The sequence below is a fragment of the Thalassospira sp. A40-3 genome (genome assembly GCF_015871485.1).
In the GTDB taxonomy this organism is placed as follows: Bacteria; Pseudomonadota; Alphaproteobacteria; order Rhodospirillales; family Thalassospiraceae; genus Thalassospira; species Thalassospira tepidiphila.
In genome coordinates this window covers 1,579,292-1,604,410 of the sequence record NZ_CP065428.1, presented here as the reverse complement: position 1 = coordinate 1,604,410, position 25,119 = coordinate 1,579,292, and the positions used below count along the sequence as shown (strand labels likewise).

Genomic DNA, 25,119 nt, shown 5'->3' with positions numbered 1-25,119 from the left:
CTGTGAACTGTCGATCCTTTGTCAGCACTATGCTAAGTTGTTTCTTTCGGCCCTGCACAATCGCCAGAAACCCCTTAAAACCGCGACAGAACGGGAAGATGCCTCAAAGCCGCGCCATCGCCATTTTCACAGATCTTGACGGCACATTGCTTGATCATGACACCTATAGCTGGACGGATGCCCGCCCCGCACTGGATCGGCTGAAGCAGCTTTCCATCCCCCTGATCGCGGTATCTTCAAAAACACTCGCCGAACTGGAACATATCAATCAGACATCCGGTCTGTTTGACGGACTTATCGGCGAAAACGGCGGCGTTATCGCTCTGAATGGCAATGTCGAACAATATGGCCCGGCCAGCGAAACCGTTGATCGCACCCGCGAAGAAATCAAGTCGGCCGTCACGGTCCCGGTCGAAAGCTTTCGCACCGTAAGCCCGGAAATCATTGCAACAGAAACCGGCTTGCCGCTTGAAGACGCCATTCGCGCCGGTCAGCGTCATTGTTCAGACCCGCTGATCTGGCAGCCCGCCGCCAAGGACATCGCCCTTGCCCGCAAGATCGCCGAAAAGCATGATTTGACGCTGGTGAAAGGTGGACGGTTCCATACTTTGTGCGGTCCATCAAGCAAGGGACAAGCCATGCGACGCATGCTCGAACGCCTGAGCGTCACCTGGCTTGATGACGCGCCTGAAAACAAACGCCAGCAACGCTTTACGACGATTGCGCTGGGAGATTCCCCGAACGATATCCCCATGCTGGCCGAGGCAGATTATGCCGTTCAAATCCCATCAAAGCATGGCAAACGCAATATGCCGTTGCTTGACCATCCCAACTTGCGCGTGGCCCCCAAACCGGGACCGGCGGGATGGAACGAAGCGGTTAACGACATTCTGGATCAGATAATAGGTCCTGACCCTAATACCAATAAAAACAGCGAGGTACTTCATGGCTGATTTCCATCAGGGTGGCCCGATCACAACCCTTCATCGCATTCTTGACCGAAACCCGGAAGAACTCGCCTATGAAATGAACGCCTTTGCCCGTCAACGGCGTCAGACCCTTATTCTGCCCTGCCTGTATTCCGAATTGGAAACTCCGGCGATGACAACAATTGTCGAAGGGCTGAAACAGGCAACCTATATCGACCAGATCGTTGTCGGGCTGGACCGCGCCGATGCGCAGCAATATCTGCATGCGCGCGAGTTCTTCAAGGATCTGCCGCAACATGTCCGCATTCTTTGGAATGACGGGCCGCGCTTGCGCAGCGTTCATGATCGCCTGAATGAAAACAATCTGGCCCGTTATGAGCCGGGCAAGGGTCGTAACGTCTGGTACTGCCTTGGCTATACGCTGGCATCCGGGCGCAGCTCGGTCATTGGCATTCATGACTGTGATATCGCGACCTATACGCCCGACCTGCCTGCCAAGCTGATGTATCCGATTGCCAACCCGGCATTCAACTTTGCCTTTGCCAAGGGCTATTATGCGCGTGTTGCCAATGGCACGCTTAAGGGCCGCGTTTGCCGCCTGTTTGTCACACCGTTGATCCGTGCGCTCAAGCAGGTTGTCGGCAAGACCGATTTCCTCAACTATCTTGATTGCTTCCGCTATGCGCTGTCAGGCGAAATGGCGATCAGAACCGATGTGGCCTATGGCCTTCGCGTCGCATCCGACTGGGGTCTTGAAGTCTCCATGCTCTCGGAAATGTATCGCAATCACACGGTCCATCGCCTCGCCCAGGTTGATATCGCCGATATCTATGACCACAAGCACCGTGAGTTTGATCCGGCGCAAAAGGATGACGGCCTGTCGCGCATGGCAAGTGACATTGCCAAATCCCTGTTCCGCAAACTGGCGACCCAGGGCACGGTCTTTACTCCGGAAACCTTCCGCACGCTCAAGGCAACCTATTACCGGGCTGCCCTTGACCTGATTGAACAATACCGCGCCGATGCGCTGTTTAACGGGCTCAAGATCAACCGCGACGAGGAAGAAAACTGTGTCGAAGTCCTGTCCGAAGTGATCATCAGTGCCGGTCAGCACTATCTTGAAAACCCGCTGGAAAGCCCGTTCATTCCAAGCTGGCAGCGTGTTGAAAGTGCGATGGGCGACATCTTCGAACAGCTTTCAGGTGCGGTCGAAGATGACCTCAACGACATGGATATTGGCAAGGCATAGCGCGCATTTAATCGCGCCTAATCATCGACCGGAAAAATCGCAAGGAAGATCTGAATAACATCTTCCTTGCCTGGTTTTTGCAGCAGAACCGGCAAAAGCAACCGTATGCCGCTTTGCCATTCCCTTTGAAAAATTCGCAAATGATGGATCTTTGGTCGGCCCGTGATTCTGACCTCGGTCATCGCTGCATGCAGTCCGCCTGAAAAGCGGCAATCGACTTCGCGAGCAAACGCACCGCGCCAGTTTTCACCGGTCAGTGCGATAATATTCTCGCCTTCAATCAGTATCTGAAAATCGTCCTTTTCCGGGACATATTCATAGATAGAAATATCGTCGATCCAAGGGGCTAGGTTATCAGGCTGGAAATCTGATCGTGTGGGAATATTGTGCTCTGACGCATGCGCGTTCCAGAAATCCAGAAGAGCCTGCGCCGCAGGCGACGCATCATCATCAAGATATGTTAACGGGATTTCCTTTTCACCACCAAGCTTTGCCATACCATTCCCAGTCACACTGCCATCGCATGCATGCATCCAGACATGCATTGGACCCGTCGCCCCTTTCCTTATCCACGTGGGGCGTGGCACCATGCGAAACAAGCGCGGCGTTAATCCGGCTCGCTTTGCCCGCGATAGAGAAAATGGGTGACAAAGACCTGCTTGATCACCTTGCCAGCCCGGTCGGTGGTCTGGACCGGCAACATCACGCGCAGCCATTCCTCCCAAACCATGCGTTCATGGCCGACACGATGAAAGGCGGGCTTCCCGGTATCAATCACTTCCATAAGTGTTGGATACACCGTGGTGCCGAAATCGAGATCAATCTGGCGCGGCGAGCACCCCTGATAACATTCGCCACTGGCGGCAATAATATTGGGTGCATCAATGCGGATCACGAAATCGCGTTTTTCGGGCAGGAATTCATAGATGCAGATGTCATCGATCCATTGCGACAGAACATCTGCATTCAGACGCTTGCGATCAGGAATTTGCCCGTTACGTGCCGCATCCCACCAAATTTCCACATATGCCCGAACGCGGTAATCCGTATCGTCGGGCAAATGAAGAACCCGAACTTCCTGCGCATAAGCCATTGCGCGTCATGCCCCTTGATCTCCATTAATCCGGGCACGAATACAGGAAAGACATATCGCTGTGCAATAGCGATTCATCACGCCACGCTCAACTGAAAATCAAATGATTATAAGCCGCACCACAAGGTACGGAAAATCCGCAGAGTTTCACTACTTGGCGTCGGAAAAATCCCCAAGAAAACGTCCGCTATTTTGAACGCAAGCCCCTAAACCGGCATTGCATCCCGATAGCGTTGCAGCAGGCGGCTTTCGGTGCGGTTGCGACCGTCCATGTTGGAAATCCAGACGATCTGGTAGGGTGCGAGCTTCATCACGCCGTTATAGTCTTCTACGACCTGTTGTGTAATCAGGTCTTGCCAACCTTCAGTCATGATCAGGTTGATCTTGGATAGATCAAGGTCTTGGGGCTTTTCAGTCAGGTTAAAGACGCAGAAAATGCTCTGTTCATTCAGATGCGATTGCCGCCAGACGCCCAGAAGTTCCGAGCCAAGATTAAGCGTATATTGCGTGGCATTCGGGTGGAAGGCCGGCTGCCCCTGACGGATCGACATCAGCGCGCGCAACTGATCAAAGGCCGATCGCGCCACACCTTCGCGTGACAGCGTTTCCTCGGCATCATCAAGCTTCCAGATTTTGCGGTTCAGACGCCTTGGAATACCGGTTTCCTCATATGCCTTCTGATCGTTTTCGGTCGCCAGAATGGTCTGGATATAGATCGCCGGAATGCCTTCAAGCGACATGGCAATCGCCTGGCTCATCACAAAGCGTTCAAGCCCCATGGTGGCCTCGCCGGCGAAGTTTTGTGCCAGCATGCTAAACAGCGTGACATTAAGCTCATAAGGTTTCTGTCCGCCACCCTTGAGTGCGCGGTAACTGACCTGCCCGCCCATCTTGACCGCATGATCGCGCAGGCCTTCAATATCCTCATCCGGGATCAGGTTTTCGGCCGGGCGCAAGCCAATACCATCGTGGCTGGCGGTGAAGTTAAAGAAGGTACAGCCCGCAGGCGCCGGTGGCATTGCCATGATGCATTTGCGGATAAAATCGCTTCGCCCACTGAGCAACGCATGAATGATTACCGGCGGCAGCGAGAAGTTATAAATCAGGTGCGCTTCATCCTGATTACCAAAATAGGACAGGTTTTCAAGCAGCGGCAGGTTGGTTTCGGTAATGAACAACACGTCGGGATGCACCGCATTACATGCCAGACGCATCGCCTTGATCAGTTTGTGGGTCTGATCAAGGTTGATCGAGGTCGTGCCGACTTCTTTCCAGATAAAGCCGATGGCATCCAGACGAACCACACGCACGCCGTGCTTGAGGTAGTTCAGAACGACCCGGAGCATCTCAAAGAAAACTTCCGGATTACCGTAATCCAGATCGACCTGGTCATAGCTAAAGGTGCACCAGACCTGTTTCTCGCCCTGCTTGGTGACTACGTGGTTGAGCAACGCATGACTGCGCGGGCGGACGACATCAGAAAGATCATCTTCAAGATTTGCGGTCTTGATGTAATCAATGCCGGGCTTTTCGCCTGCCAGAAACTGCTGATACCACGGGTGGGATGCCGAAATATGGTTGGCGACCAGATCGGCCATCACGGTTGCGTGCTTTGACAGTTCTTCGACATCGTTCCAGTCGCCGAGTTCCGGGCGGAGCATGTCAAAGTCGCTGACCGAAAAACCGTCATCGGATGTGAAGGGATGGAACGGCAGGATATGAATACCCGTCAGCCAGTCTTTCAGCCATTTGCGATGAAATTCGCCAAGGCTTTGCAGCCCATTTTTACCGTCCTGCTGGATGCTGTCGCCATAGGTGATCAAAAACGCATCGCGCTGATCCCATTTGCGCAAATATTCCTCGCAGGGTTCCGGCCCGTCGCCCTCAATCGGCAGACCAAGAACTTCAAAAACCCGACGCACCAAATCCGCTTGATCGTGCCCAGGATACACATCCGCAAGGAGGTTGCGCATCGCGCTTGCAAACGCGATACGTCCCGATGTTCCAACGACACGATCCATAATGGTTCCTTCCGGGTAGGCAATTCAAATGATTAGCGTTATGAAATAATGAAAATGCCTGCGATGCAAGCAGGCATTTTGCGATGCCACAATACAGTGCATCTGATCAAAACGATGACGCCCGACAATATGCCGGGCGCCGATCATTAATGACATAAGCACTCGCTTAAGGCGCAATCGTTACCTCAACAAATGCGTGGGTGCGGTTGGTGTCGATATGCTTGATGGCATCGCACAGGATACCGGGCAAATCTTCGGCGCGTTTGGCCTTGGCAACCCAGGCGCGGCTGGCCTCGGCGACCTTGGTGAAGTCCGGGCTGGGTTTAAGGGCGGTCAACGGCATTTCGTTGGTTTTGGCCGCATAACCATCGGGATACATCCCCGTCACGGACTGTCGCACCGCCCCCCATTCATTGTTATTCAGAACAAGGATCAGGATCGGAAGCTCCAACGCCTCGGCAATCTGATGACACGCCGTCGGGTTGGCAAACATATAGGATCCGTCCCCCATCGTCGCGACGACCAGTTTATTCTTGTCCGCCAACTGATACCCCATCGCCGCCGGGAAGGACCAACCAAGCCCACCCGAATGGGGTTCCTGATACCAGCTGCTATGTTCAGAAAGCGAAAGCGGCTCCAGCGGGCACCCAAGCTCGGAAAACACCGTCGCCGCCCGACCTGAAATCGCATCGGACAAGCAGCGTGATACATAAGCCTTGGTCATCGGGTCCACCGCCCCGGCATCCGCCGCCGCCAACGCCTTTTTACGGGTTTCGGCATTGATGGCTGCCACCTTGGCCCGGCGATCCTCGCAAACAGATTTTTGGTCGTCATGACGATGATCCATGGCATCCGCCAGCATCATGATCACATCACCGGTTTCACCAACAAGCGAGATATCGGCGGCAAAATTACGCCCCGGGAAACGCGAATAAAGCGGGTTCTGCCCGATCTGGATGACTTTGCAGTCATCCGGCAAATCATGGATATCGGGCGACCAGGGGGCGAGACAATCGATCACCACCACCGCATCGGCATTTTTAAGCCACGGCGCTGGGTCCATCCCGGCAAACATCGGGTGTTCGGTGCCAATGGCAAGCTGGATCGCCCAGTATTGCACCACCGGAATGCCCCACTGATCGACCAGATCGCCAAAGCGGCCAAAGGCTTCCGCCGTGCCCGTTCCACGCTGGGCAATGATCACCGGGTTTTTGGCATTGGCCAGAATGTCGGCTGCCTGTTCCACCACGGCCTGTGGCGGGGCGACAGGCACCGGCTGCATACGAAGCGGACCTTCGATCTGATCACTCGGGCACGGTTCGCACAAAACTTCACGCGGCAGGCTGACATAGGTCGGGCCCTTGGGCACCGATGATGCAATCGCATAAGCACGGTCGACAACATCCGGCACCTGTTCGGGGAATTTAAGCTCATACTCCCATTTCGTGCTTTCGCGCACCAGCGCTGCCTGATCGCGCATTTCCTGGCCCCAACCAATCGGCACGGTGCGCGCCCCCAGACGCCCCTTTTCCATCACTGGCGTTCGGCCCGACATCAAAACAACCGGCACATGTTCGGTCGCGGCATTGATCGCCCCGATTGCACAGTTGGCAAGGCCAACATTGGTATGCGCCATCACGGCCTGCGTCTTGCCGGTGGCAAGGTAATAGCCGTGCGCCATCCCCATCGCCGCATTTTCGTGCGGCATAATCAGCGCGTGCGGCAGGTCGATATCCTTTGCCGCGGCCTCGGCCAACCCTTCGATGATTGGCGGGAAATCGGTCCCTGAATTGGCAAAGATGTAATCAATCCCGATGGCCTTCATGCGGGCCAGGACCGCCCCACCGGCAGTCAGGGTCAGTTGGCCGGGATTTTCCTGCTTGTCGCTTTTCATCAGACGCCTCTTGCTTTCCGGGCGCATGCCCGTTATTTCTATAGTTGAAATATGATTTATAATATAGTTTATTATTGAAATCCGGTGGTCGTCAAGACGGCACAGCGGCGTCCGATCTGTTTGCGTGGAGAAAAGCAACCCGATGACCAGCCAACTCAATGGTTCCGTGCTTAAGGCCTTTAAAATTCTTGATCTGTTTGCGGCGGGGCAAAGTGAACTGACCGCCAAGGAAACGGCCGATGCACTAGGCATCAACATGATCACCGCCCACCGGTTTCTGCACACACTGGTGCATGCCGGGGCATTGCGGGTGACGTCACGCGGGGTTTTCAGGCTGGGGTATATGTTTGCCGATCTGGGGGATCGTGTTTTGCACGATGGCAACCTGCCGACCATCCTGCAGCCGATCCTTGATCAGCTGGCGCGCGAAACAGGCGAAGCCTGCATGGCAACCGAATTTGATCGCGACGCAGCAGTTTGCATCGCCAAGGCCCTCCCCGACCGGGCGCTTTATGTCGATATCCGGATTGGGTCGCGGCTTGATGCCTTTTGCACAGCGCATGGCAAGCTGTGGCTGGCGCATCTCAGCCCCGATGATCAGGACCGTTATTTCAAAAATGCCCGCCTTAAGGGGATGACGGATCACACCATCACCGATCTTGATGCACTAAAGGTCGAACTTGCCCACATCCGCGATCAGGGCTTTTCCACCAATAATGGCGAGCGCGAAAAAGACATCTATGCCATCGCCGTGCCGATCCTGACCAAACATGGCAATATGATCTCGGCCTTTTCGGTATTTGGCGCATCAGTTGAGATACTTGACCAGAACCGCCAGAGCCTTCTAGAGAGCACGCAAATTGCCGCACATCTTGCAAAAATTACAATTTGCGGCGCGAACTGATTAGCCGACCAATACTGCTATCATACGCTTATCCCCTGAACCCTTTGTGACCATGCTATGGCAATACATGCCCCTTACACACAAGTGCAAATTATTATCATCAACATCTCCAAGATGCTTTAGCAAGAAATATTATGTGAAGCGGGTTACCCTGCACGCTTACACCAGCCGACTATCCCGCTTATCCTCACCACGTATGAATTCGGTGTTGGAATTCATTTGCACATCATTTAAAAAAAGGCACAAGATATGGCTAATCAAATCAGTTTTTGGGAACCGAATTAACTATGGCAAAAGAGAACAAACAATTCATCGAAGATGATCTCACCGAAATATTCTCTAGCGGATACACCGGGAAAAGCCATATTGGTACGCGACTTTTGAATATGATAACTGATTCAAAACGAGAACAATGCCCTCCATTCCCTAGACAGATTCAGGTTGAGACAACGAACATATGTAACCATAATTGTAATTTTTGCGCTTACACACTAATGGAGCGCCCAAAGAGGCACATTGATCGAGATCTATTCAAACGTATTGTTACAGAGTCCTACGAATGCGGCGCTAGGGAAATCGGCTTATTCGCAGGTGCAGAACCACTGACCTGCAAGTGGTTAGACGAGTATATCTCGTTTTGCAAAGAAACTGGCTACGAATATCAGTACATCTCGACCAATGGGGCATTGGTCGGACACGACAAATTTAAGAAAATTCTCGATGCAGGGCTGAACTCGATTAAGTTTTCTGTAAACGGCGGCGACCGAGAAACCTATAAAGCAGTTCATGGAAAAGATAACTTTGACAAGGTTATCGATAACATCCGATTTGTAAGCGCCTATAGAGAAAAGGTTTCTCAAGATGTATATCTAGGCGTCTCGTTTGTCGGCATGCCCCATACAATTGCCTCATTCGACAACTTGAAATCTCTTATCTCAGACTATGTTGACGAAATACTATACTATGAGGCATCCAATCAATCAGGCCAAATGTCAGAATTCCCTGACCCTCCCTACCGTGACTGCCACCTTCCTTTTAACAAAGCACATTTTAGCCTAGAAGGGTATATGAAAGCATGCTGTAATGACTACGAAAACCTACTCGCAGTAGAGAGCATTTCCAACATGTCGGTAAAGGATGCTTGGCATAGCAAACGGTTTCGTGACTTACGTCAACGCCACATTGCTGACGACCTTGAAGGAACTCTATGCGCCAATTGCATCCGTGCAAGCAAATGCAAACCCCAACCACTAAACACAGAATTAGTGCAACACAAAACATTCTGGAGAGAAGAAGGGTAAGGGGATGACAACAAACCGGGAAACAAGAAAATCAAGAGTTTTCATAGTACCAACGCTGAAATCTCAGCTGCAATTGACAACCGAACTAGCATCAAGGCTGCAACAACAGCGTATTAAAGTTACTTTATGCACGCCCAATAACTCTGGTTTAACGCAAGAAATAATAACAATATCGAAAAAAACGAACTCAACGATTAGCAACAGAGAACACATAAATACTATTAAAAACTTTTGTGAAAATTTATATTTACTAGCACTAAGCCAATTGAAGTACAGAGCAGCACCCATGCGGTCCAGAATTAAGTATCTGCGTACGGCACGTGACTTTTTCCAGAAAAAGAAAATCGCAAAACTAGAGATATCTAAGTCACAATCTACACATTTGATCTGCTTCGAAGACGGAATATCTTCCCCTTTCGAATACATATCTGCGGCTATAGAATTGAAGATACCGGTTATCGTTGTTCCTTACGAGATATCCAACCACCAAGACTTTCAAAACCTACTGCTTGAAAAGTATGCTGACGGTACACTATACGAAGTTCCAAACTCGGCACTAGGTCAATTGATCCGCTCCAAACACGCACAATGGATCAAAACATACAAACGTAAAAATTTTTTACTGTTCCCCCCTGAGTATATACTTGCAAGAGAAGATATAATTGGAGAACTTCAGAATCCTTGGACTGTACACGGCGGACCAAGCTCATACATTGCAGTAGAGAGCGAAAACACGATGCGTGTCTACCGAGATGAAAATATCGACGAAAAAAAACTTGTGCCAACTGGCTCGATATATTGTGACTTAATTTATGAGAAAATATCCGAACACGGGGATGCCAAGAGGGCATTTGAGAACAAGAAAAAAATAGCCCCAAACAAAACAAAAATACTAGTATCACTGCCGCCGAACTATCATGCTACTCGTGCTAAATTTTGCGAATTTGAGTCATACAGTACAGTTTGGCAACAATTAAAGAGACTCGAAGACGAAAATGAACAACTTGAAATTTCAGTTTCTATTCACCCGAACACCCTAGATTCTGACAGAGAAGTCATCAACAATTTGAATCTAAATACTATTGAAAACGGTGTGATTACGGCAATCCCTGTTCACGACTTATTTTTCACATGCTTTTCATCGACTATTCGCTGGGCGCTCGCAGCTGGAAAACCGGTCATCAACTATGATATGTATGGATTTAACCTCTCTATCTACGACAATTCTCCAGGTTTTTTTTCTTTTGCGAACTTCTCGAATTCAAAAGAAAAAGTATTGAAAATGCTAAATAACGAATACTATGAAACACAAGCACGCGGTATGGAAGAAAACAGGAAAATATGGGGGGAAATTGACGGAAGAGCAACAGAAAATATTGTCAGACTAATAACAGAGCATAATTAGTGAAAACATATTTTTCAAAATTTAATAAGAGATAATGAAAATTGACTCACCCAAGAATTCTTATTATTTGCGGCGAAACTGGACAACTAAACTATTACAAAGAAGTCGCTGAACGAATGCAGCGCTATGGGTTTTCTGTCTGTTTTTGCTGCGATCGAGACGATGACGGCGTTGCTCAACGTGTGTCAGACGTAGCAACATCTCTCAATGCTAGTTTTTTTATTCATAAAGGAGACCGCGGACCGGTCGATAATACAGCACAAAATACAAACAATTTCTTTTCTAGAATACTAAAAAGAATACATTATTTAATAAATAAAAAGTCTTTTGCGCTCGGAGTGCCTAAAGATACCGGCATTCCTGATGCTGCACTTTCTGAGATGGTGAAGTACCACACATTTCGTATTGAAGATGCCCAAAGGGTAATTGATGAGAGTGGCGCCACAGTGATTGTAACTGGTGAGGATGGTATTGCCTCAGACTATTGGCTATTGCATGTCGCAAAGCAACGCGGTCTGATCATAGCTACCCTACCCTATGGAATGGCGGATTCCTCATCACTAGTATACAAAGGCGTCGAGGAAAAAGCAGAAGATGGCAGTCTATACAATACAGATAGCGCAGGAGGCTCGTACATAAAGACCAATCACCCTCAATGGATTAGAGGAACTCATTTTGGAAACAGTATATATCTGCCGCCTTCTTTTATTATCGCAATGGAATACTGCGGAATAACCTTCAGAGACCCTTGGTGCTTTCAAGGAGGAAATAGCGACATCATATTGAGCGAGGGACAAGCAATGCAGGCGCGATACTTACAGGAGGGCGTCCCAGAGAAGAAAATTGTGGTTACCGGGTCTATATACGGAGATGTGGTATCCGATGCGTTTGAAAGAGATCCCGCCGCTCAAATAGCGTTTGCTAACTGCACAAAGATATCTAGAAATAAAGTCAAAATACTAGTTTGCGTTCCTCCAAGCGAAACTACCAGCTGGGCCCAAAAAAGTGAATTTTCAAGTGTAGCGAATTACATATCTCGGCTCTGCGATGATTTAAAGCGATTCAATAATGTACAATTATCTTTTTCCCTTCATCCACGAATAATCACAGACGACGTAAAAAAGCTCGAGAAAAACGGTATATATAATACCCCAGGTTTCGTTGTTGATTTAATTCCATCTTACGATGTTTTGTTGGTTAACGGTTCCAGCACCGCACGGTGGGCTCTCGCCGCTCGAAAAGTGTGCATAGACTACGATTTGTTTCAGTTTGGGTTAGATGAATTTCCAAACATTGCAAGTTATTTGGCCACATCTTCGTACTCGGAAACTCTAGAGGAAATTAAATTGCTAGCGACCGAAAAGAGTCGATTTGAGCAACTTATCTCTGATAGCTTAGAGGAATTGATTGGTTTCGGTCCACTAGATGGTAACTCTTTTGTTCGAATCTGCAGGCAGTTAGAGCAAATAGAAAGAGACAAGATAGATGCAAAGTAAATGGTCTGGTTCTGGCCGCAGAATAGCGGATGACGATATCTACATAAACGAAGATCGAAGAGAAAAACCAAAGGATATTTTTGTTCATATTGGTAATATCTTGGAGGAAAAAGGAGCAAAAAATGGTGGAAGTTGTATAGACATTGGCTGCGCGACCGGAGATTTATTGCATTATCTGAGCTTCAGGTTTCCTAAACTGAAGCTGAGCGGCTTTGATGTATCACAAAAGATGTTAGAACTTGCCAGGAAACGCCTTCCTAGCGTTGAGTTTATTCAGGGTGATATTTCTGTACCTACTTTATCGCCCACTTCAAAATTCGATTTCAGTATCATGTCAGGTGTTTTAAATTGCTTTGATGACACTGAACCTGTTTTGTCGAACTTAGTTAACCTTACCCTGCCAAATGGCAGAATAGTTGTCCTCGACATGATAAATGACCACCCGGTCGATGTGATTATGAGGCATCGACGTGTTATCGAAGGAAGTGATACCGAAGGGGAATGGGAAATCGGGTGGAATTACGTAAGCAGAGCAACGATAAAAAAGATATTGGACACGAAGAGTAACGATATAGACAAATATCAGATGCTCCCCTTTGCAATGTCCCAATCATTGATTCAAAGAGAAGATCCAATGCGAACTTGGACTATTGAAACAAAAAAAAATCCTAGGCAATTGGTAAATGGCGCACAACAGTTAGTGCAATTGCAGTTTCTAATAATTGATTTAAAATCATAATTAGACTTTTACTGCATTCGATTAGCGAAGAAACCACTTGGAGAAAGCACCATGAATGCCGCAACTTTGGAAGACATTACCCTAAAAAATGGCTTTCAGGAGGAAGATGTAGAGCGTGCATTGAGAAAATTCGGTGTAGCTGTTTTGCCTTCATGGGTGTCCCAACCAAACCTTGATAACCTTCGAGCTGAATGGGAACATATAAGAAGTCTCAGGAATAAAGACGAGGTAGCCTACGTCCGTAAAGTCGGTGGAGATATTGCTGATTATGCAGCTTTTGACCGTGGTTCCGTTACTGCTCCAACATTCGAGACCGTAGATAAGGTATTTGCTGACGACAAGATCGTTCAACTAACGGAGAAAATCGTAGGTAGACCTTGCATGCTGAATACTGAGATATACGCCACACATGATATAGGTACCGGCAAGGAAGTAGCTCCCTCGCACTTTGATAAGACTTGGAATCTCAAATTTATGGTCTATTTGGAAGATATTCTAGAGACCGGGAGAGGGGCTTTTGGTGTGCATCCCGGCAGTGCACCACTCGCAAGGCAACAGTTCAGAGCATGGTTTTCACAATTAGAGCACAATGGAACAATAACGGTTGGAGTTCCTGAATTCTATACTATGAATAACGAGGTACTCCCAGAGGGACTACCTCCGTTTGTTGAAATCCTTGCACCTGCCGGATCCTTAATAATATTTAACACTGATGTATTTCACAGAGGCAGCTTCCTGAAAGAAGGATGTGAGCGTAAAATAATGCGTGCGCACACATATCCCGGGACACGATTACTTGGTTTTGGAGACAAACTATCAAAAAGAACTCGACAGTGGGAACGAGGGGAAAAATGGGAGATTAGTGGAGCAGCTTATTCTCAGTTTTCAGAACAAGGCATTGTTGAGCTGTACTATGATTTACGTCACAAGTTTACAAAACACCTGTCGGTAGGTAAACATTTTGCAGGGAAAATGTTTACCATACCTAATCGTGTCCTCACCAAATCAGCCGCTGTTGTATCAAGAATTTCTAAGCGGTGACTTCCGACGCTTTAGAAATATCCCATATTGTCAATTCGCCTCGAAGATCACCGAGCGCCCTCCCCGACCGGGCGCTTTATGTCGATATCCGGATTGGGTCGCGGCTTGATGCCTTTTGCACGGCACATGGCAAGCTGTGGCTTGCACATCTGAGTCCCGATGATCAGGACCGCTATTTCAAGAATGCCAGCCTTAAGGGAATGACAGATCACACCATCACCGATCTTGATGATCTAAGGACGGAACTTGCCCACATCCGCGATCAGGGCTTTTCCACCAATAATGGCGAGCGCGAAAAAGACATCTATGCCATCGCCGTGCCGATCCTGACCAAACATGGCAATATGATCTCGGCCTTTTCGGTGTTTGGTGCATCCCCGGCAACGCTGGCGCAAAATCGCGACGGCTTGCTGGCAAAGCTTCAAGCTGCTGCAAAAAGCGCGCAGCACGTCCTTTACGGCGATGCGTAATCAATATGACGGATGGCACCGGGGGATTTCCCGGTTGTGCGTTTGAACGCCCGGCTGAATGCCGCGACCGAGGCATAGCCAAGACGATCCGCCACCTCATCCAAGGAAAGGTTTTCCCGCCCGATCCATTGGCTGGCCAGACGCATGCGCAAGTTTGTCAGATATTGCTGCGGTGTTGATTTTGTCAGCTCGACAAATCGTTCGGCAAAGACAGACCGCGATACACCCATTTCCGATGCCATATCCGCAACCGACCAACTCCGCCCCGGCTCCTTATGCAGGGCCGCCAGAACACGCGCCAGCTTGGGATCACGGATCGCTTCCACCCAGCCGCATACATCACATCCCGTCTCGACCCAGCGCCGAAGGATCGCTGCGGCCACCACATCGGCTAGACGGGTCAGGATCACACCATATCCCGGCCGCTTGGCACGAAGTTCTGCGGTCATCACATCAAGGATTGCCGGGATTTGCGGATCATGATCCGGCACCGTTTCGATATGCATGATTTCCGGCTTGAGGTGGGCCAACGGATGCAGCCAGCCAAGATCAAATTCCATCGCACAACTGAAAATCAGATTGTCCTTTGATCGGCACACATCGGCTTCGCAGGCACGAATTTCAGATGCCGCATCACACAGCGGCGCCTTTTCAAACGCATCAATGCTGCGCATCGCAACGCCGTCCTGGCTGTAAAGATCGTGAATGCCCGCACAGGGCAACAACACCGCATCCCCGCAGCCCAGAACATGGGTCGCACCACTTTTGGTCCGCAAATGGACCGTGCCCTGCCCGATGAAATGAAACCAGGCGCGGCCATCGTCAACATCCTCGCCAAACCGCAAACCGAACGGGGCGGATATTTCGATGCGACGATAATCAAGGCCCCGCAACCGCACACCGGAAAGCAGTTCATTTACCATGTCATGACCGGCAGGATTGAACTGGCCCTCGATATGATCTGACGGGCTGTTTAGGTCTGCATTTGCAATAAGCGACATGACATTCCGGACGATTGATCAATGAATAAAGACAAACTGTCATAGATCGTCCGAACGGTCCAGACTATTTTGGGTGCAATGCAAAACATCAACTCAAAGGACTTCCCATGAGTGAACCGCAATCCCGCCCCCAATCGGCCATGGATCAATCGGCCGCGCCCGCACCTGCTGCATGGGCTGCTGTGATTTCCATGACGCTTGGGGTATTCGGGCTGGTCACGGCCGAATTTTTGCCGGTCAGCCTGCTCACCCCGATGGCAGATGATCTGCACATTACCGAAGGCATGGCCGGTCAGGCCATGTCCGCCACCGCCGTTATGGCTCTGATCACCAGCCTTCTGACCGCGACCGTTACCCGCAAGATCGACCGCCGCTATGTTCTGCTTGGCTTTTCGGTTCTTCTGATTGCCGCGAACATCATGATCGCACAGGCCCCGAACTATGCCATCCTTCTGGCCGGCCGGGTCTTGCTGGGCGTTGCCCTTGGTGGTTTCTGGACGATGTCGGCGGCCATCATCATGCGCCTTGTGCCGGAAAAGAACGTCCCGCGCGCCCTTGCCATCCTGTTTAGCGGCGTTTCCGCCGCCACCGTCTTTGCCGCCCCGCTCGGCAGCTATCTTGGCGATGTCATTGGCTGGCGCAATGTCTTTATGCTGGCCTCCCTTCTGGGCGTTCTGGCCCTTGTCGTGCAATTCGCAACGCTTCCCAAAATGCCGCCGCGCGGGCGTGCGACGCTGCGCACCTTGATAGAGGTCATCAACCGCCCGCGCATGAAATTCGGGCTGTTTTCACTGGTCCTGATCATTACCGGCCATTTCGCGCTGTTTACCTATGTCCGCCCGTTCCTTGAAAATGTCTCGGGTGTGACGACGGCGGGTGTCTCGGGCATTTTGCTGGGCTTTGGTGTCGCCAACTTTATCGGCACCTATGTTGGTGGCGCGCTGATTGCCCGCTCGCTGCGCATGACCATCGCCCTGATGCCGATGATCATGGGGCTGGCCGGGGTCGGCATGGTCGCCATTGATGGTGCGGTTGCCCCGACCACCGTGCTTGTTGCGATCTGGGGCATGGCCTTTGGCGGTGTGCCGGTCGCATGGTCGACCTGGATCACGCGCACTGTGCCGGATGAGGCCGAAAGCGGTGGCGGACTTCTGGTCGCCGGTTTCCAGCTTGCCATTGCCACGGGTGCCGCAGTCGGCGGCCTTGTCTTTGACACCAGCGGCGCGCTTGGCGTCTTTACCATCGCCGGCTTCCTGCTTCTCGCCGCATCGATCATCGTAACCCTGGGCCTGCGAACCGCCCCTGTTCCCGCAAAACAGGGATAACAGCATCGCCCCAACCCCCACCGATGCAAAGGCCCAGCCCGCCCCGGCAGTGTCACCACTGCCGGGACATTTCTTCCACATTACCCCAGACACACAAAAGGGCAGCGGAACCAATCCGCTGCCCTTATCCCGTTCCGCGAACGCGCAACCTAGAACGCCACCAACCCCGTCATTCCCACGCAGGTGGAAATCTATGGGCAGCAAATGTGAAAAGGGGCCAGTCTCCTCCTTCTAACTTTTTTCTCAAGACGGCCAACACCAGCGCCACCTTTCACAATCATTCAAATGCAATTATCTCGTCTTCAAGAAATATTCCACTGCTAGTGGCTGTATCCGTCACCGCACGCGGATTGTCTGTATACGCTACAATTGCGAGACTATCTTCGGCACGACTTGAAGTCACATAGAGAAGTCGGCGAGTGCGATCCGATGCATTATCAAGCCCTGCGGCTTCGTTTTCGAGGTCGCGCTTGCTTTTTTCTTTTGCGCCAAACAGTGTGTCATAGCTAAAGAGAAATCCCCTCGCTTCGTCATCATTGATCACGACCATGACGCGAGGAAACTCCAACCCCTTGACACCTTGATGGGTATCAAATCCCGTTTTCCCAGAAACGTAAGCAATATATTTTCTTGCCTGGCTCAATGGTGCGTCAAGCGCCACGCGCCAAGCACCAATTTCAGACTTTACATCCTCAATGATGCCTTCATCACCGTTTTCCGTCTTGACCATCGCCCCATCTAGAAATGGAATTAAAGACCGTGGAACTTGAAAGAGATCATTAGAGGAAACGACATTCAATAACTCCAATAGAGAAGGGTCTTGGTTTTGCTCCAATAGCTCTCTCAAATTCTCGACGGCAGATTTTGCCTTCTTTAAGTTCTCACCCTGCCTCTCTCCAGCAGAGAACAGCGTCTTCTTGTCCAGAATTGGTGATTTATCTTGAACAATTCGTGCAATCGCAAACTCATCATCGCGCAAAACCGCATCGACTAATTCAGCCACATCCAAGCAAAAGAAGCGAATACTTGGCAGGGAACCCTTCAGAAGATTTGTTCGAAATGTGTCATCTGAAACCCTATACAACGGATCAAACATATCACTGAAGCCCATGCGAGCTGCGGCCATGTGGTGCTCAAGTATTAGCGTTTTTACCGGATCTTCTAATTGCTCAGCATTTAGCACCCAATCCACATCACCAGTAACATCTGCCATACATTGACGGACTCGCTCTTCGACCACCAAGGGTTGGGTGAACTTAGACCTATCAATGACGAAAAGTCGCACCCAACCTCCAGGCTTGTCGCTTCGTGGCTGCTGCTTTTGTTCGTCTACTTCAGACCTGACAGCATTCACCAAATCAACGATCCGCTTTCGGCTTCGGTGGTTCATCTTCTTCGCAGGCTTGGCCCAATCCTCCGGCACAAAGCCGGGCTTCCCTAGTTCGTGATGACCATCCGCATAAATCCGTTGCATGGTGTCTCCAAGCAGCCCCAAGCTAAAGATCTTATCATGAGAAGCCTGTACTTTGAGCAACGCTTCGAGAAGATGCCGGTTTGTATCCTGGCTTTCATCGATAAGAAGCACGGGGAACGCGTCCACCAAGATACGCTGGATCGTTGGCTTCTCCGACAAAAAGCTAGTAACGATTTTCAGAACCTCGCCATGACTTAGTGAGTCCTTGCTCTTATTGTCCCCTGAAGGGCTATAGATGAACTCGGGTATTTCATCGATAGCAAGGAGTCTGTCCTGCTTAGACGCAATTGAACGTTCGGTGTCTCCATAGATTTTTGTATCCGTCCGCTTTCTCGCCGCTTGTTCTTGTTTCATTTTATCAAGAGAAATCTGGATATCTTTCTTTAGCCAAGTACGGATATCAGATTGATGGCTCTTAATAAGAAGCCATGAAAACGAGTGGATGGTATGAACAACAACAAGCGGATCTCGCTTGGTTCGATCCACAATTTCATCTCGTGCAGCATTGGTAAAAGTAATGACTGCCACCTTCTTGCCCCGCACCTGCAGCCATCGCCGGTTCTTCATTGATGAGTCATGGGCTGAGCGCAAAAAATCTATGGCATTTACGAGAGAGCGGGTTTTACCTGATCCGGCGCCTGCAAAAAGAAAAAAGCTCCGTGGATTTTCGAAGTTCAGACAAGCTCGAATCTGCTCATCGACAATATCGTCGACGTGATTATCGGCGACTTGTTCAGTCATCCGTTTCCTCCGTCAACTAAAGTGTCCGATTTCTTCACACGAAGCCGTTCCTCTAACCATTGCAGGCCTTCAGAAATATAATTAGGAACGCTCAAGCCTTCAAAACCATCGCCACTAAGTACATCCAAGGCAAAGCTCGCCTTACTACCGTTCTGCAGAGCGCTGTAAAGTCCTTCTGCTACTGCGTTCCAGTCCGGCGCTGAATCTAGACTTTCTCGAAACTTCCTTGTGAGGTCGTTTCCCTGCAGGTTCTTGAAGAAATCAACATTCTGCAAGACCATTGAGTCTTCAAAAGTACTTGGAAAAACTTGAACCTCGGCGGGAGGCACTCCATCTTTGTACTTTGTAACACTCGTCTGATAAGCTACTCGGACCGCGAAAAGTGGATCGTGCTCGGCTATCTTGCCAGCTGGGGCCATATCAATCAGCACATCAAAATCGGATTCTTTCGGCAGCCATTCTTTCAGCGTAGCGTTCGTTGTCACTTGCCCATCCCCCTTCGCGGGACGAACTCCGGAAACCGTTGCCTTCTTTCCCGTTCCGCGCGTCCCTGCGTCGATATCCGTGACAATCAGACACAGCAGGCCTAGCTTTTCAATCAGGTCTTTCAACCTATGCGCATGACTCCCATTGATCTCTAAAAGCGTCACATAGCATTGATGCAAGAAGGGAAAAGCGTTTTTAATGAAGTGCGGGACCAACATTCGTTCCGCAGAGCCTTCTATCATTATCGCAGCATCTGCGAAGAACAAGTCAGAGTGTTGAGCACGTAGATACCGCGTGACAAAATCTTGGGTGTCCTTCTCATTTTGGCCAAACACATCCTTAAGGTTTACGACCGTCGAAATTGGAACATCGGCCCCCATTCCTGAAGGCAAACGCCGGAAATATCGCAGGCAGCTATAGGGTGTTTCGTGTGCAATATGGCTAGAATGCGTACTCACAACTAGCTGCGTTACTAACTCCTTATTTTTTCCCAGCCTTTCATGTTGTCTAAGGACGTCGTAAGCTTTCTTGATAAAGACTTGCTGCACCTGCACATGCAGATGCGCTTCGGGCTCCTCTAGCAGAACAAGATGGATGGGTTCAAAAACCGTGTCGTCCGATTTTTCTGCCTTTTGCACACGCATCCACGCGTCGCGGAAACGCATCAGCTTGAAAACCATCGAGATCAAATTCTGATAACCAAGTCCATTTTGGTTTTCTGGAAGACGCATAAGCTTGTTTGCAGCGTTTTCCTTGGAAGGCTTGCTCATGACGAATGAAACGGATGTCTTGTGCTGGAGTATATCGCCGGCCTTGAGCTCTGATGTGACCTGAATATGAGGATCAGTGACACCAGGATAGTTCATCTCTTCGACTTCATGGAACGCGGGCTGAAATGCCTCACCTATACGCTGATCGAAAGCACTTCTTGCCGCTTCGATTGCTTCAAGCGCACCAAGATCGTCAGCGGACGGACTATCTGTCGGATCAAGATGTTTCTGATGATAATGCCCAAGCTGGCTCGAGAGTTTTTGCCCAGGAAAGGCCTCGAACTTATCATCTGGTCCACTGGCTTCCGCCTCATCACTCATGCCGCGTTGGGCGGACTCGTAGTTCACCCTGATAAGATGTTTCAGCGGATCGTCTTTTAGTGCGCGCGCCGAGGCATTTAACTGTTGAGGCTGCGCTGCTTTAGACGTGGGAGGCACCACCATCTTTGGGTCTAGAGGGTAAGCGATAAGTTTGAATTTCCTGGGTAACTGTCGGTCCAGGTAATCTGGCAAGTCACGGGGCCAAACCGGAATCTTGGGCTCCACATAAGGGCTTCCGTTACTTGCCGCCTTTTCCTTGGCTTTTTCGACAGCCACAGCGATCAGCGCCTCCGCCTCCTCGCGTGCCTTCCGATAATCATTGAACAGTTCAACAATGTTTGATGGTTCAAGCCGCAAGCGTAGACCTATCATGCCACCCTGCCAATCAAGATTAGGCATGATAGAGTTCACGTAATGAAACTCACCAACTTTCACGTTCAACCACAGATCGAAGAACGGCAGTAAAGGAACCCACTTATCCAAGTCCGCTGGACTAAATTCGTCAGCCTCCGGATCATAACTCTCCCAAGACTTCCCAATAGTCTCTAATGCAGCAATGTGGCTCAATGTCAAATCCTGCAATCTAAAAGCGCCAGAGGATTGACTTAGGAACTTTCGAAAAGCGAGCATTGCCGACGTCTTACCGCTATTATTAGCACCAACGAATATTGTCTTCTCTGCTGAGAGGTCAATCCGTGTAGCCAACAACTTTCGGAAGTTGCCTATTTCAACAAATTCAATCTGCATAACTTACTCTAATGTTATTGCGATGAGCGTATGGCAACTTCCGACGAGAGAATACCGTCCGGCAAAGTGTCCACGGCTTACTACATTTCTTGAAATCCGCGACATCGCGTCTATGGTTTGACGCTGGTAAACCGAAACTTTGATCGACCATTAAGGCAGGCTAACTGCTTTTAAATAAGGGTACATGAGATAAGGAAACAGATTTATCTCCCCAAAGTATGTAACTCTCCCTACCATACTTTAGCAGAACACAAACAACCACCAAACCACAACCTGAGATTAAAAAAGAAAACCCCGGCACAGTTAAGCACCGGGGCAAGTCGTGTCGTTTGGAGGTAGACAGGGTTTTTGGCCCTTGGGAGTCTCAGAAAGACATCAGATCGCCTTGACGGTCACCGGGCGCTCGGCCTGAACCATCAGGCGATTGCGGATCGGACGACCGAACAGGGCGGATTCAATTTCGAACTCATCCCCGTCCTGGGTGGTGACACCATCGGCAAAGCTGAGCGTTGCGGTGCCAAAGAAATGCGCATGCACATCGCCCGGACGGCGGAACAGGTCATATTTGAAATGGTGATATTCAAGGTTGGCGATCGAATGCGACATGTTGTCTTCGCCACTGACGAACTGCTTTTCCCAGATCACCTTGCCATCACGATAGAGGCGCGAGGTACCCTCGACATGGCTCGGAAGGTCGCCCAGCAGCAATTCCGGGCCCATCGCACAATGGCGCAGCTTTGAATGCGCCAGATACAGGTAGTTCTGACGTTCCATCACATGGTCGGAAAACTCGTTGCCGATGGCAAAGCCGATGCGCACCGGGGTGCCATCATGATCAATGACATAAACCGCGGCAATTTCCGGCTCCTCGCTGCCATCAAGGGCGAAGGACGGGCTTGGGATATCTGCCCCCGGATTGGCAACGATGGAACCATCGCCTTTATAAAACCATTCCGGCTGCACACCATGTTCGCCAGCCTTGGGCTTGCCGCCCTCAACCCCCATGCGGAACATCTTCATGGAATCGGTTTCGTTGGCGTCCTTGTTATCGGCCTTGTGCATGTTCGCACGCGCCGATGCCGAGCCAAGATGGGTAAGGCCGGTGCCCGTCACAAGGAAATGCGCCGGATCAACATGGGTGATCGGCGGCAAAAGGCGGCCATCGCGGGCGACTTCGTTATAGTCGACCGTGGTGTCGCCCATACGAATTTTTGCCTTTTCGATCATCGTCATGCCCTTGGCAAGCGCGATGGTCGCAAGTTCACGGGTGGTGGATACGCCCTTAAGCGGGATCAGGGTATTTTGGTCTTCGACCACGGCCACATGTTGCGCGCCGGCGGTGTCCTTGAATTGAACCAGTCTCATGAATTCTGTCCTGAACGGTCTTGGATATATGTCGGAATATGGCGATGTCGGAATACGGGGTGCGTGACGCGGGCCTTAGACCCAGCCGCCATCAACGATAAAGTTCTGGGCGGTGACCATGCGGGCCTCGTCCGAAATCAGGAAAAGCGCCATGCGCGCGATATCATCGGGCATCACCTTGTTTTTAAGGCACTGGCGCTCATCGATTTCACGTTCGGCGGCTTCATCGACCCACAGGTCAAGCTGGCGCTGGGTCATGACCCAACCGGGCACGAGCGTATTGACGCGGATGTGATCCTTGCCAAGATCGCGCGCCATGCCGCGCGTCAGGCCATGGGTTGCGGCCTTTGCCGTCGTGTAGCCGGGCATACCGCCCTGCCCCATCATCCAGCTGACCGACCCGAAATTGATGATCGCGCCGCCGCCGGCCTTTTGCATCATCGGTGCCACCGCCTGAATGGCAAAGAAGGACGGGCGAATATTGATTGCCTGGCGCTCATCCCAGTATTCCGGGGTGACGTCCTGCCATTTATGGCGGGTATCGTTGGCTGCATTGTTCATCAACCCGGTGATCGGGCCATTGATCTCGGCCGCCTTGGCAACGGCTGCCTGCAAGGCGGCAATATCGGTCAGATCGCATTTGATAAAGACAGGCTTATTTCGTGCATCTTTCGAAAGCTTTTCGACAAGTGCGTTACCGGCATCTTCCATGATGTCGACAAAGGCGACTTTTGCCCCCTGCTCGACAAAGGCGGTCACAATCGCCTCGCCAATACCCGATGCCCCACCGGTGATGAATACCGATTTGTCTTCCAGGCTTGTGTAGTGTGTCGGCATGCGATCAGACATGATCGTTTCATCTCCCGTCGTGCGTTTTGTTTTCAGATGTCAGACGTCGGATTCCCCTGACGCCAAACACGATTCTAGGCCAAAATTGACAGAAAGTGCATCCATCAAGCTATGTGCGGCGCAACAGGCGAAAAATTCCTGACGCCAACATCATGCTACGCCGACAAGCCCCCATCAGACCAGACGAATGGTCCGGGCACGTTCCCGTGCGCGGCTGCGTGATGCTTCCTCCTGATAATCTTGTTTTTTATTCTTCATACAATAACATTAATGATCAGGATATCCGGGCCTGTCAAGCGTCAAACCATGCAGTCTTTTCTTTCATTATCTGAAAGCTTGTTTATAAGTTCATGACATAAGCAAATACGTAACAGCCATCGTGACGCACCCCTGAAATAATTATATGCTATGCAGCACAAGGCGTTGACGGCACCAGATAAGTTGCCCTGAAAATTAATTCATATTATATGAATAATGACAAAGCGGGCCTTTTGCCTATTTGCTTTTCAATCAGGGCCACGCCGGAGGGAATATATGTCGTCTACCATGTCGAGAACTTACGCCAAACGCAGTCTGCACAGCATTGTTGCCCACGATCTTGGCGCACGCATTGTTTCGGGCAAGCTTGCGCCTGGCGATGTCCTGCCGACAGAGGCGGCCTTAAGTGAATCCCTTGATGTTTCGCGTACAGCCCTTCGCGAAGCCATCAAAATCCTTTCGGCCAAGGGGCTGATTGAAAGTCGGCCTAAAACCGGCACCCGGGTCAAACCGCGTTCAAGCTGGAACCTGCTGGATCCTGATGTCCTGTCCTGGCATTTCCCGGATCCGGACCCGGCCTTTCTCTATAGCCTGCTTGAAACCCGCCTGATCATCGAGCCCAACACCGCCGCCATGGCCGCTGTCCGCGCCACGCCGGAACAGATCAAGCATCTTGAAACCGCCTATTTCGAAATGGAAAAGGCCGAACCCGGCACCGAGGCGGTTTATATTACCGATCTTGTGTTCCATCAGGGTATTCTGGATGCGTCGGGCAACGATTTCATGAAGTCGTTCGGCATGTTGATCGAAACCGCCCTGATCGGATCTTTCCGCCTGTCATCGGGCGGACCCAAGGCACATGTCAAATCGCTGCCCGATCACCACGCGGTCTATGCCGCCATCAGCCAACGCGATCCCGAAGAGGCGCGCAGCAAAATGCACGGCCTGCTGCGCCGGACCATGCGCGAACTGCGCAAGGAGCTCGGCATGTCGGTTGAACATGACTGGGATCAGATCGGCCTGTAATCGGAAAGACGGGGACGGTTGATCCAATCACGGCCGCCCATTCCTCATACTATTTGAATTTACCCCCAAAACGCCGGGTAGCGCGTTTGGCGCAGACAGGGCTTATTATTCACCAAAAATGAATAATGCGGCTGATTGAACATTTTTTTTGTCAAAAGTTTTGCCCCCGCGCCGGTGCCTGATTGCACGATCAAAACGACCCATGTAAGGGAAC

General features: G+C 50.6%; 20 protein-coding genes. 11 read left to right on the top strand and 9 right to left on the bottom strand.

Annotation, left to right across the window (positions count from 1 at the left end):
- Nucleotides 1-98 precede the first annotated feature (98 nt).
- Nucleotides 99-953, top strand: coding sequence for a mannosyl-3-phosphoglycerate phosphatase (locus IT893_RS07150; protein ID WP_197147317.1), 855 nt, complete (start codon nucleotides 99-101; stop codon nucleotides 951-953).
- Complete coding sequence (locus tag IT893_RS07145; RefSeq protein ID WP_197147316.1) at nucleotides 946-2,178, top strand: glycosyl transferase; 1,233 nt, start codon at nucleotides 946-948, stop codon at nucleotides 2,176-2,178. Before IT893_RS07150 ends, IT893_RS07145 begins: the two co-directional genes overlap by 8 nt.
- Before the next feature lie 17 nt (nucleotides 2,179-2,195).
- Here IT893_RS07145 and IT893_RS07140 read toward each other — a convergent pair whose 3' ends face one another.
- The 4 genes from IT893_RS07140 to IT893_RS07125 form a co-directional block, all read right to left on the bottom strand.
- Nucleotides 2,196-2,894, bottom strand: a complete 699-nt coding sequence (locus tag IT893_RS07140) for a PAS domain-containing protein (RefSeq protein WP_197147315.1) — start codon at nucleotides 2,892-2,894, stop codon at nucleotides 2,196-2,198.
- On the bottom strand, nucleotides 2,786-3,271 hold the full coding sequence (locus tag IT893_RS07135; RefSeq protein ID WP_197147314.1) for a hypothetical protein: 486 nt from the start codon (nucleotides 3,269-3,271) through the stop codon (nucleotides 2,786-2,788). Before IT893_RS07135 ends, IT893_RS07140 begins: the two co-directional genes overlap by 109 nt.
- 206 nt (nucleotides 3,272-3,477) lie before the next feature.
- Nucleotides 3,478-5,193 (bottom strand): alpha-amylase family glycosyl hydrolase, encoded by a 1,716-nt coding sequence (locus IT893_RS07130; protein WP_252724105.1) that lies wholly within the window; start codon nucleotides 5,191-5,193, stop codon nucleotides 3,478-3,480.
- Nucleotides 5,194-5,458: 265 nt separating this feature from the next.
- Nucleotides 5,459-7,186, bottom strand: coding sequence for a thiamine pyrophosphate-requiring protein (locus IT893_RS07125; protein ID WP_197147312.1), 1,728 nt, complete (start codon nucleotides 7,184-7,186; stop codon nucleotides 5,459-5,461).
- Nucleotides 7,187-7,328: 142 nt separating this feature from the next.
- Between IT893_RS07125 and IT893_RS07120 the strand changes: the two genes are divergently transcribed.
- The 7 genes from IT893_RS07120 (at nucleotide 7,329) to IT893_RS07090 (ending at nucleotide 14,542) form a co-directional block, all read left to right on the top strand.
- Entirely contained in the window at nucleotides 7,329-8,090 is a 762-nt protein-coding gene (locus tag IT893_RS07120; protein ID WP_064782074.1) for an IclR family transcriptional regulator, read from the top strand.
- A 287-nt stretch (nucleotides 8,091-8,377) separates the two neighbouring features.
- Nucleotides 8,378-9,391 (top strand): radical SAM/SPASM domain-containing protein, encoded by a 1,014-nt coding sequence (locus IT893_RS07115; protein WP_064782075.1) that lies wholly within the window; start codon nucleotides 8,378-8,380, stop codon nucleotides 9,389-9,391.
- A 4-nt stretch (nucleotides 9,392-9,395) separates the two neighbouring features.
- Nucleotides 9,396-10,796, top strand: coding sequence for a hypothetical protein (locus tag IT893_RS07110; protein WP_197147311.1), 1,401 nt, complete (start codon nucleotides 9,396-9,398; stop codon nucleotides 10,794-10,796).
- Nucleotides 10,797-10,837: 41 nt separating this feature from the next.
- Entirely contained in the window at nucleotides 10,838-12,292 is a 1,455-nt protein-coding gene (locus IT893_RS07105) for a hypothetical protein (protein WP_157097783.1), read from the top strand.
- On the top strand, nucleotides 12,282-13,031 hold the full coding sequence (locus IT893_RS07100; RefSeq protein WP_064782078.1) for a trans-aconitate 2-methyltransferase: 750 nt from the start codon (nucleotides 12,282-12,284) through the stop codon (nucleotides 13,029-13,031). The genes IT893_RS07105 and IT893_RS07100 overlap by 11 nt, the downstream gene beginning before the upstream one ends.
- Before the next feature lie 51 nt (nucleotides 13,032-13,082).
- Nucleotides 13,083-14,072 (top strand): phytanoyl-CoA dioxygenase family protein, encoded by a 990-nt coding sequence (locus IT893_RS07095; RefSeq protein WP_064782079.1) that lies wholly within the window; start codon nucleotides 13,083-13,085, stop codon nucleotides 14,070-14,072.
- On the top strand, nucleotides 14,069-14,542 hold the full coding sequence (locus IT893_RS07090) for an IclR family transcriptional regulator (protein ID WP_252724104.1): 474 nt from the start codon (nucleotides 14,069-14,071) through the stop codon (nucleotides 14,540-14,542). The genes IT893_RS07095 and IT893_RS07090 overlap by 4 nt, the downstream gene beginning before the upstream one ends.
- On the opposite strand, the gene IT893_RS07085 is transcribed toward IT893_RS07090, so the two are convergent.
- Nucleotides 14,527-15,543, bottom strand: coding sequence for an AraC family transcriptional regulator (locus IT893_RS07085; RefSeq protein WP_083952795.1), 1,017 nt, complete (start codon nucleotides 15,541-15,543; stop codon nucleotides 14,527-14,529). The genes IT893_RS07090 and IT893_RS07085 overlap by 16 nt on opposite strands.
- Before the next feature lie 107 nt (nucleotides 15,544-15,650).
- On the opposite strand from IT893_RS07085, the gene IT893_RS07080 reads away from it, so the two are divergent.
- Nucleotides 15,651-16,868, top strand: coding sequence for an MFS transporter (locus IT893_RS07080; RefSeq protein ID WP_197147310.1), 1,218 nt, complete (start codon nucleotides 15,651-15,653; stop codon nucleotides 16,866-16,868).
- A gap of 277 nt (nucleotides 16,869-17,145) precedes the next feature.
- Here the strand turns inward: IT893_RS07080 and IT893_RS07075 are convergent, their stop codons facing one another.
- The 4 genes from IT893_RS07075 to IT893_RS07060 all read right to left on the bottom strand — a co-directional run bounded on the left by IT893_RS07075 (nucleotide 17,146) and on the right by IT893_RS07060 (nucleotide 23,621).
- Nucleotides 17,146-19,083: a UvrD-helicase domain-containing protein gene (locus IT893_RS07075; RefSeq protein ID WP_197147309.1), complete on the bottom strand. Its 1,938-nt coding sequence runs from the start codon at nucleotides 19,081-19,083 to the stop codon at nucleotides 17,146-17,148.
- Nucleotides 19,080-21,407, bottom strand: a complete 2,328-nt coding sequence (locus tag IT893_RS07070) for an AAA family ATPase (RefSeq protein ID WP_197147308.1) — start codon at nucleotides 21,405-21,407, stop codon at nucleotides 19,080-19,082. Before IT893_RS07070 ends, IT893_RS07075 begins: the two co-directional genes overlap by 4 nt.
- Before the next feature lie 375 nt (nucleotides 21,408-21,782).
- A complete protein-coding gene (gene araD1, locus IT893_RS07065) occupies nucleotides 21,783-22,772 on the bottom strand; it encodes an AraD1 family protein (protein ID WP_197147307.1) in 990 nt (329 codons plus the stop codon).
- A 75-nt stretch (nucleotides 22,773-22,847) separates the two neighbouring features.
- Entirely contained in the window at nucleotides 22,848-23,621 is a 774-nt protein-coding gene (locus tag IT893_RS07060; RefSeq protein WP_008891943.1) for an SDR family NAD(P)-dependent oxidoreductase, read from the bottom strand.
- Nucleotides 23,622-24,155: 534 nt separating this feature from the next.
- Between IT893_RS07060 and IT893_RS07055 the strand changes: the two genes are divergently transcribed.
- Nucleotides 24,156-24,905 (top strand): FadR/GntR family transcriptional regulator, encoded by a 750-nt coding sequence (locus IT893_RS07055; protein ID WP_120225880.1) that lies wholly within the window; start codon nucleotides 24,156-24,158, stop codon nucleotides 24,903-24,905.
- Nucleotides 24,906-25,119: the final 214 nt, after the last annotated feature.

What these genes read in the sequence shown, in the direction of transcription:
- araD1 (WP_197147307.1), bottom strand. Translation starts at nt 22,772, where the DNA reads ATGAGACTGGTTCAATTCAAGGACACCGCCGGCGCGCAACATGTGGCC.
- IT893_RS07095 (WP_064782079.1), top strand. Translation starts at nt 13,083, where the DNA reads ATGAATGCCGCAACTTTGGAAGACATTACCCTAAAAAATGGCTTTCAG.
- IT893_RS07140 (WP_197147315.1), bottom strand. Translation starts at nt 2,894, where the DNA reads ATGGCTGCGCGTGATGTTGCCGGTCCAGACCACCGACCGGGCTGGCAA.
- IT893_RS07110 (WP_197147311.1), top strand. Translation starts at nt 9,396, where the DNA reads ATGACAACAAACCGGGAAACAAGAAAATCAAGAGTTTTCATAGTACCA.
- IT893_RS07075 (WP_197147309.1), bottom strand. Translation starts at nt 19,083, where the DNA reads ATGACTGAACAAGTCGCCGATAATCACGTCGACGATATTGTCGATGAG.
- IT893_RS07115 (WP_064782075.1), top strand. Translation starts at nt 8,378, where the DNA reads ATGGCAAAAGAGAACAAACAATTCATCGAAGATGATCTCACCGAAATA.
- IT893_RS07150 (WP_197147317.1), top strand. Translation starts at nt 99, where the DNA reads ATGCCTCAAAGCCGCGCCATCGCCATTTTCACAGATCTTGACGGCACA.
- IT893_RS07100 (WP_064782078.1), top strand. Translation starts at nt 12,282, where the DNA reads ATGCAAAGTAAATGGTCTGGTTCTGGCCGCAGAATAGCGGATGACGAT.
- IT893_RS07085 (WP_083952795.1), bottom strand. Translation starts at nt 15,543, where the DNA reads ATGTCGCTTATTGCAAATGCAGACCTAAACAGCCCGTCAGATCATATC.
- IT893_RS07135 (WP_197147314.1), bottom strand. Translation starts at nt 3,271, where the DNA reads ATGGCTTATGCGCAGGAAGTTCGGGTTCTTCATTTGCCCGACGATACG.
- IT893_RS07060 (WP_008891943.1), bottom strand. Translation starts at nt 23,621, where the DNA reads ATGTCTGATCGCATGCCGACACACTACACAAGCCTGGAAGACAAATCG.
- IT893_RS07145 (WP_197147316.1), top strand. Translation starts at nt 946, where the DNA reads ATGGCTGATTTCCATCAGGGTGGCCCGATCACAACCCTTCATCGCATT.
- IT893_RS07055 (WP_120225880.1), top strand. Translation starts at nt 24,156, where the DNA reads ATGTCGTCTACCATGTCGAGAACTTACGCCAAACGCAGTCTGCACAGC.
- IT893_RS07120 (WP_064782074.1), top strand. Translation starts at nt 7,329, where the DNA reads ATGACCAGCCAACTCAATGGTTCCGTGCTTAAGGCCTTTAAAATTCTT.
- IT893_RS07070 (WP_197147308.1), bottom strand. Translation starts at nt 21,407, where the DNA reads ATGCAGATTGAATTTGTTGAAATAGGCAACTTCCGAAAGTTGTTGGCT.
- IT893_RS07080 (WP_197147310.1), top strand. Translation starts at nt 15,651, where the DNA reads ATGAGTGAACCGCAATCCCGCCCCCAATCGGCCATGGATCAATCGGCC.
- IT893_RS07125 (WP_197147312.1), bottom strand. Translation starts at nt 7,186, where the DNA reads ATGAAAAGCGACAAGCAGGAAAATCCCGGCCAACTGACCCTGACTGCC.